The 8502-nt window shown below is 74.3% G+C and carries 3 protein-coding genes and 1 pseudogene; 2 read left to right on the top strand and 2 right to left on the bottom strand.

The features are described from left to right. A pseudogene (locus ABYE80_RS13325) lies at positions 1 to 3197 on the bottom strand (hypothetical protein); the annotation flags it as partial. An 89-nt stretch (positions 3198 to 3286) separates the two neighbouring features. On the opposite strand from ABYE80_RS13325, the gene sppA reads away from it, so the two are divergent. Both sppA and ABYE80_RS13315 read left to right on the top strand, forming a co-directional pair. Then, a complete protein-coding gene (gene sppA / locus ABYE80_RS13320) occupies positions 3287 to 5008 on the top strand; it encodes a signal peptide peptidase SppA (RefSeq protein ID WP_372790770.1) in 1722 nt (573 codons plus the stop codon). A 51-nt stretch (positions 5009 to 5059) separates the two neighbouring features. Continuing rightward, on the top strand, positions 5060 to 6964 hold the full coding sequence (locus tag ABYE80_RS13315; RefSeq protein ID WP_372790769.1) for a hypothetical protein: 1905 nt from the start codon (positions 5060 to 5062) through the stop codon (positions 6962 to 6964). Positions 6965 to 7036: 72 nt separating this feature from the next. Here the strand turns inward: ABYE80_RS13315 and ABYE80_RS13310 are convergent, their stop codons facing one another. Then, on the bottom strand, positions 7037 to 8185 hold the full coding sequence (locus ABYE80_RS13310; protein WP_372790768.1) for a serine hydrolase domain-containing protein: 1149 nt from the start codon (positions 8183 to 8185) through the stop codon (positions 7037 to 7039). Positions 8186 to 8502 lie beyond the last annotated feature (317 nt).

Here is an 8502-nt window from a genome sequence, read left to right as displayed (position 1 = left end):
GCCCGGACCGTGGCGGGACGCGCCCCGCCCACGACGAGCGTGGCGTCCGCCCGCAGGCGGAGTCCGCGCGCACGAGCGGGGGAGGGGATCGTCCACCGCAGCGTCTGCGTGCCGGCCCGGGGCGCCGGCAGGGGGAAGCTGCGCCTCCCGACGGTGCGGCGGCCCCGCATGACGCGCAGGACCACTCCGGCGGTGCGCTGGGCAGGGAGCTTCGAGAAGCGCACGACGACGCTCACGCGGCGCCCTCGTACTCGCAGCGACCGCACACGCACCCGTGCGGCCGGCCGGGTGCTCGACCGCAGCGTCCGCGTCCGGGGGCGCGCGCCGGGACGCCGGACCGTCACCCGGACGCGATCGAGCACCCGCCAGTCGACCGGGGTGAGCGTCACGGTGGCGTCCTTCCCGACGGCGATCGGCCCGGACGTGAACGTCGCGGCGCCCCCGTTGCGCTGGGCGGACTGCAGTTCGACGCGCATGGTGGTCGCGGCTCCCTCATGGGCGATCGTCAGCCGCCGTCCGCCGGCAAGCCTCACCACGTCCTCGCTCCCGGCGCTCGATGCGGTCCGGATCCGAGCAAGGCGACTGCCGTCGGTCCCCCGGACCGCCACGAGGTAGTCCTTTTGCCCTCCGCCCGCCTTGCGTCCCTGGGCGAGGACCAGCCCGTCGCCGCCCGGGGCGCTGCGGACCTCGTCCGCGGCGCCGGTCGCGGTCGGGAGCTCGACGGTGCTCAGCGAGTCGCCCTCGACGACCGACTGCCGATACCGGCCCTGCTTGGTCCCGACCACGGCGTGCCGCAGCGCGCCGCGCGAGCCGAATCCGACCGTCGCGCTGCGGCCCGGTGGGGCGGCGCTGTCGAGCGGGGGCAGCAGGTCGCCGCCCTCCGGCACGCCCGCGCTGCGCACCGATCCGTCCTGCGAGCCGAACACCACGTAGGCGAGCCCCTCGGCGAGTTGTGCCAGCCCCGGCAGCGAGGGGTCGTCCGGGATGACGTTCCGCGCAACGGCGAACAGGTCCGCTCCACCGCCCGTCCACGGCGTGGAGCCGCCGTTGGAGAACTCCCAGCTCCTGCGGTCCGGGGTGATGCGCAGGACGCTGCGCACCGCCTCGCGATGCTGGTGCTGCGCAGGGCTGCTCAGCTCGACCGCGGGATCGAACGGGACGTTGTTGTCGTAGAGGAGGACGTCGGCGCCCCCGTCGGGCCGGTCGAGGACGTCGTAGGCGACCATCGCGTGGCCCTTGTCGCCCTCGCGCACGCTCACCAGGGGCGTGTTCCCCGACGAGAGCTGCGAGCGGATCGTGGTGAGCTGCGCCTCGACCGTCTTCGTGCGACCGAACCAGGCGCGGATGAACTCCGTCGACGCCTGGGTGGCGTGCTGCCCGTCCAGGTAGGAGTCGAGGTCGGAACTGCGACCCGGAATGCCGAAGATGTCGGTGCTCGACCACCGGTTCAGCGTGGCGCGGTTGGCCAGCCACCCCTGTACGGCGCGCGAGATGCCGAAGCAGTGCCCGCCGGTGCTCTGCATCTGGGCGTCGATGATCTCGTGGGCGATGACGGCGATCGGGTTGGGGACGGGGGTGAGGATCGAGCAGTCGGACCACGGCCAGCACGGGTTCACGGACACGAAGAACTCGTCGGCGCCGAACGTGTCGATCGTCTCCCGGTACGACAGGCCCGTGAAGGAGAAGTTCCCGAACCTGAGGCCGCTCGTGCTGCGGAACGTCGTCACCGTCACCGGCTGGGTCGCGAACGACGGGCCCGCGGACGGGACGACCCGGATGGGGCCCGAGGTCGCCAGCCGCGGCGTCTCGAACCGCATCGACGTGCCGTCGGCCGACAGGGTGGGCGCGGCCTCGCCGGCTCCCACGAAGACCGTGCTCCCAGGGCACAGGCCGTTGCCGGACAGGACGACCGGTGTCCCCGGGCGGAGCTGCTGCGGCGCGGTCAGCAGGCCGTTCTGCGGAGCGATCAGCGACACGGTCCCCGGGACCTGGCGGATGTCGAGGTACACGCGGCGGGACGGGTAGCCGGACGCGCTGGCGCTGACGACCGCCTGGACCGGCGGGAAGCTCTGGGACGAGGCCCGGAGTGCGAGGACCATGCTGCCGCCGGTCCCGGCCGCGAGGGGCGTGCCGCGGCTGAACGTCCCCGTCACTCCTGGCGGCAGGCCCTCCACGTCGAGGTGGACGTCCTCGGTGAACGTGGTGCTGCGCCCCAGGGTCAGCGGGACCTCGACGGTTCCGCAGGTCGGCAGCGCGGCGGTGGTCCCAGACGGGGCCCGCAGCGTGAAGGCGCTCTCGACGACCAGTCCGAGCGGGGCGGCGACGGGCGCACGCCCGACACCGGCGTCGCCCTGCGGGTCGGCGGTGATCGTGACCGTCTGAGGGGTGCCGCCGGGGGAGTCGGGGGCATCGGTCGCCGCGCGCAGTCGCAGCGTGGCCCCCTCCGTCGTCCCGGGGACCGGGTCGGGCAGGAACTCCGCCGTCACCCCGGACGGCAGTCCCGACGCCCGGAGGTCGATCGGCCCGCTGGAGCCGTTGAGGCGCGTCACCGTGAGCGGCAGGTCGAGCGAGGCGCCCTGGACCACCCGCTGGGTGTTCTGCGTGACGTCGATCGCGAGGTCCGGCAGGCTCCCGGGCGGGTAGGTGAGCTCGAGGTCGTCGAACGCGACCGGGCCGCCGGTGGCGCCGCCGCCCCCGAACACCAGCCGGAAACCGAGGATCTCCGGCCCGGGGCGCGCGACCGAGAGCGGCGTGGTGATGCCGACGCCGATCGGCGTCTCGGGTGTCTGGGCGATGACCACCCCGTTGCCGTCGAGGGCCTGGAGCCGTGCCCAGGTCGACTGCTCCATCGCGCTGCGGAGCCCGACGAGCATCGCTATCCGGTTGGCGCTGCGGGTCAGGCGAGCCCGGGTCCCGCCGACGGCGAGCTCGCAGGCCCCGGGCGAGTAGCCCTCGGCCTCGCAGTGCTCGGGACCGATGTCCGCGACGACCCCCGGGCCGTGCGCACGACGTCGCGGGCGATAGTCGCCGGAGTTCCAGAAGACGAACGACGAGGTCCGGTACTGGTCGGTGATCGGCGCGCCCAGCGCCGGACCGGTCTCGAAGTCCACGCGGACGGTGTCGTCCGCCGCGGCGGAGGACGCCAGGGTCAGGAAGGCAAGGATCGAGGCGACGAGGAAACCACGACGAGCGAGCATGGAGCGCATCGTCGTCCGAGGGTGTTCCTCGGACGTTCCCCACGCGTGCGCGAGGCCGGCCGGTGCGCCGGGTGTGGGACGGTGTACCGATGGACGTCCGCACCTTGCCGCTGGTCCGCGAGCTCCCGGGACTGCGCGCGCCCGCGCCCGTCGTGCTGGAGGTGGACCTGACGGGCGGCCTGGTCACCGAGCCGCCGTCCGACCCGATCAGCGCCCTGCGGCAGCGCAACACCCCGTCCCTGGTCGCGGTGGTCGCCGCGCTGCGGGAGGCTGTGGAGGATCCGCGGGTCGTCGGCGTCGTGCTGCTGGGCGGCGGCTCCGTGAGCGCCGCCCAGGCCGATGAGCTCGGCGATGCCGTGGACGCGTTGCGGGAGGCAGGGACCTCCACGTACGCCTTCGCGTCCGCCTACGGCGAGCTGGGTGCGGGCACCGTCCCGTACGCCCTCGCATCCCGCTGCGCGGAGGTCTGGCTGCAGCCCTCCGGGCAGGTGGGGCTCACCGGGGTCTCGGGAGCGATCACCCTCGTGCGCGGCGTCTTCGACCAGGTCGGCGTCGAGCCGCAGTTCGGACAGCGTCGCGAGTACAAGACCGCGGCGGACCTGTTCTCGGCCCGGGAGGTGAGCGACGCCAACCGGGAGATGACGACGCGCCTCGCCACCAGCGCCATGGATCATCTCGTCACGGTGATCTGCGACCGCCGCGGGATCGACCAGGACGCGCTGCGGGGGCTGGTGGCACAGGCTCCGCTGTCCGCGAGGCACGCGCTCGAGCACGGTCTCGTCGACCGTCTCGGCTACCGCGACGAGCTGGACGCGCACCTGCGCACGACGCACGGCGAGATCGAGCTCCTGTACGCCCATCGCTACGCGCGCCGCCACGGCGAGCGGGCGGGGGTGGGGCGCCTCGTGCGACGCGGCGGGCCACAGGTCGCGGTCGTGGCCGTCCACGGAGCGATCGTCGAGGGGCGCGGGCGGCAGGGAGGACCCGGTCCCGGAGGCCGCCGCGCGGGCGGCGACACGGTCGTCGCCGCGCTCAGCAGCGCGGGGGAGAGCGACCGCGTCAAGGCCGTGGTCCTGCACATCGACTCGCCCGGCGGCTCGTACGTGGCGTCCGACGCGATCCGTCGCGCGGTCCTGCAGCTGCGGGCGACCGGACGGCCGGTGGTGGCGTCGATGGGCGATGTCGCCGCCTCGGGCGGCTACTACGCCGCGATGCCCGCCGACCGCGTGTTCGCGCTGCCCACCACGATCACGGGCTCCATCGGGGTGCTCGCCGGGAAGTTCGTCGTCGCGGAGCTCGCGCAGAAGCTCGGGGTGGTGCGCGAGGTCATCGGGACCGGGCCCAACGCCACGATGTTCGCCCCGGACGTCGGGTTCACGGAGGAGCAGCGGGCCCGCCTGGAGCAGTGGCTGGATGAGGTGTACGACGACTTCGTGGCGAACGCCGCCGCCGACCGCGGCATGGCGAAGGAGGTCCTCGAGCCCCTGGCACGGGGGCGGGTGTGGACGGGCGCCGACGCCCTCGCCCACGGGCTCGTCGACGAGCACGGTGGGAGGACGGCCGCGGTCGACCACGCCTGCCGGATGGCGGGCCTCGCCCGTGACGACGCGGACGTCGTCCCCTGGCCCCGGCTCGGCGTCGTGGAGCGCATCAAGCCCGCAGAGTCCTCGCACGCGCCGACGGCCGCGGTCGCGGCGAGGTTCCCGGTGCTGCCCGGCGCGAACGTCGAGACGTGGCTCACGGCGTTCGGCGATGCCCTCGGACTCCCCACCGGGATCCTCTCGCTGCCCGGACCCATCCGGCTGCGCTGAGCCCTCGCCCCGCAAGTTCGGGCCCCGTGTGACGTTGTTCACACCATGGTCATGGGTCGTCGGGTCCTCCTCGCGGTGTGCTGCGCGCTGCTCTGCTCGCCGGGGAGCGCGGCGGCGGCACCGCAGACCCCGCTCGATGAGACCTGCGCGGCCGCGAGCCCGTCGGCGGCGGTCTGCCGGCTCGCCGACAAGACGGCCGAGCGTCTCAGCGCCGAGTGCCGGCGGCTCGGGTTCACCGCCGCCCAGTGCACGTTGCCCCTGGGGCACGCCGTCACCGACGAGGCCGTCCGGGCCCATCGTGCGTCGTGGCTGCACCGGACCCTGGCGTTCCAGCGTCGCCTCGGCGACGGCCTGCCGCTGTCGGAGACCGAGTTCCTCGCGACCCACAACTCCTTCAACTCCGCGGCGGCGGACCCGACGCTCTCGCACTCGGACTCCAACCAGCAGCTGTCGCTCACCGAGCAGCTGGACATCGACATCCGCTCCCTCGAGCTCGACCTGCACTGGATCCCGCGCCTCGAACGCGCAGGGGGCGGGGGAGTGAGCGTCTGCCACGGCCGCGGGGCCGACGAGCTGCACGTCGGCTGCACCACCGAGGCGCTCGTCGGCGACGTACTGCCGGAGATCGCGGCCTGGCTGGACCGCCCCGAGAACCGCGACGAGGTGCTGCTGCTGTACCTCGAGGACAACATCGGGACCGCCGAGGGCTACGTCGAGACGATCTCGGCGCTCGACGCCGCCTTCGGCACCAGGATCTACCGGCCGTCCCAGACCGGCGCGGACTGCACGACGCTGCCCCTCACGCTCACCCGCGACGGTGTGCGGGCCGCGGGCGCGCAGGTGGTGCTCGTCGGGTCGTGCGCGGCCGGCTGGGGGAGCCGGGTCTTCAACTGGAACCCCAGCCACGTGGAGAGCGGTGACACATCGGCGTACCGAGCGTTCCCGACGTGCGACGGGACGTACTCGCGGGCCGTCTACGACACGCGCATGGTCCGCTACTACGAGGACAGCACGTTCGTCGCCACCGCGATCGACCCCACGGCGTCGTCGAGCGACGTCGAGGCGGACATGCTCACCCCCGAGCGCGTGCGCTGGATGTCGCAGTGCGGCGTCAACCTCTACGGCTTCGATCAGCTCCTGCCCGGTGACGGCCGGCTCGACGCGGCCGTGTGGAGCTGGGTGCCCGGCGCCCCCGACCCGGCCGAGGGCGCGTGCGCCGTCCAGCGCTCCGACGGGCGCTGGGTGACGCGGCCGTGCACGGAACGCCGCGCGGTCGCGTGCCGGACCGACGACGGCTCCTGGGTCCTGCGTGGACCGGTGCCGTGGGAGGCCGCCCGCGGCGCGTGCACCTCCGCGGGTGCGGCCTTCGCGTCGCCGCGGACCGGGTACGAGAACGCGAGGTTGCGGCAGACCGCGGGCTCGGCGGAGGTGTGGCTGGCCGAGCGGATCGGGTCCTCGGGCCAGGACGGCGCGCCGGGAGCGCCGGGCAAGGATGGTGCGCCGGGAGCGCCCGGCGAGAATGGCGCCCCTGGGCAGAGCGGGGCTCCCGGAGCCTCGGGCGCCCCCGGGCACGACGGTGCCCCCGGACCGGCGGGTGCGCCCGGTCAGGACGGCGCGCCGGGACCCGCGGGCTCACCCGGGCAGGCCGGGCGCGACGGCGCGCCCGGGGCCAGGGGGGAGACCGGCCCCCGAGGTCGGCGCGGCCCGGCAGGGAGCACGCCCAGGGTGACGTGCTCGACCCAGCGGCGACGGATCGTGTGCCGCGTCCGCGGCGCGCACAGCCGCGCCGTCCGCTACCTGGTCCGGGCCGGCGGTCGGACGATCCGCAGCGGCACCGCCCGCGTCCACCGGGGCCGCGCGCAGTTCTCGGTGCGGCGGGCGAGCGGGCGCACGCGCCTCGCGGTCCGGGTCACCGACGGACGTGCCGTCGTGCGGCTGGCGCCTCGGGTCCGCTGAAGCTCGTCGTGCAGCCGGTGGCCGGCCCGTGCCGGGCGCCGTGAGCGGTCTGGCCGCCCGAGCTCGCGTAGCTCAGGTCGTCGGGCAGCGCGAACGCCCGAGCCGCGCGGCCTCCGCCGCCCGGGCCACGGCACGCCAGACGGTCTCGGATGCGCTGACATCCGCGGCGTCGTGCTCCTCCATGTTCACGGTGACGGCCACCGTCAGGTTGCGGTCCACGTCGGTCCAGGCTTCGGCCTCGTAGCCGCCGTAGGACCCGTCGTGCCCGAGCCAGCGGTGACCGCCGGCCCGTCGCGCGTAGAGGCCGATCCCGTAGTTCTGCCGCCCGACGGAGCTCATCCGCCGGACCGTCGAGGGGGGCAGGAGACGTCCTCGGAACAGCGCGTCGGCGAACCTGGACAGGTCCGTCGCCGTCGAGGTCAGGCCGCCGTCGGTCCACACCGGACCCCATGTGTCGTTGGCGAGGACGCCGCGCACGAGGAGGCTCCTACGACCGCCGTCCGTGTCCTGCTGGTGCGGATGCGCGTACCGGGACGTCTCGGCGGGATCGTAGGTCCACGTCGACGACCTCATACGCGCGGGAGCGGCGACGCCGCTTCGGAAGGTCCGCTCGACCGTGGTCCTCGCGACCTGCTCGAGCACGCCGCCGAGCACCACGTAGTTGCTGTTCGTGTAGCGGAACCGCGTGCCGGGACGGAACTGCGCCGGTCGCATCGCCCGGATGAGCTCGTTCCGGGTCCAGCGATGCCGCGGTCGCTCGTCGATGCGCGCGGCGATCTGCTCGTCGTCGGAGTACTCGGCCAGGCCGCTGCGGTGACGCAGCAGCATCGACATCGTGATGTCGCGGGCGTGCGGGATCGCCGGGTAGAACCGCGAGAGCCTGGTGCGCAGCGACAGCCGCCCGCGCCGTACCTGCTGCATGATCATGGTCGCGGTCACGGTCTTGGACACGCTCGCGACGACGAACCGGGTGGCGGGTGACACCCGCCTGCGGCTGTCGAGGTCGGTCACGCCCGACGCTCCGGACCAGACCACTCGTCCGCACACGGCCACGGACGCCGAGGCCGCCGGTGCGCCCGTGCCGAGACGGGCGCGGGTGAGCGCGGCGTCCATGTCGCCGCTGCCGCTGCCGCTGCCGCCGGCGCTCGTCGGCCCGGCACCCGTGAGGCCCACGGCCAGGGCGGCGATCACGGCGACGGCGAGGAGAGGGCGGCGGGTCATGTCGGTGACCCTGACCGGACCATGCAGCGCAGCCTACGCGAGCTGCGCGGGTACGGTGCGCGCTGCATCCTACGCCCGATAATCGATCTTATGTGTAACGCACGGGGGCGATAGGGGCGTCGCGAGATCCAGGATCAGCCCCGGGCCCGCCGCTCAAGGGCTGATGCGCTGACGCCGCGGGCTCACGGCACCACCACGAGCCGGAACGCCCGTTTCGTGGAGCGCCGTCCCGTGAGCACCGTCAACGTCCTGCTCGCCTCGTCGTACCGGCGCCGGGAGCTCGGGACCGACCGCCCGTCGATCCTCACCGTACGCGG

This window comes from Paraconexibacter sp., assembly GCF_041602235.1.
In the GTDB taxonomy this organism is placed as follows: Bacteria; Actinomycetota; Thermoleophilia; order Solirubrobacterales; family Solirubrobacteraceae; genus Paraconexibacter.
This window is presented reverse-complemented; position numbering and strand designations above follow the sequence as displayed.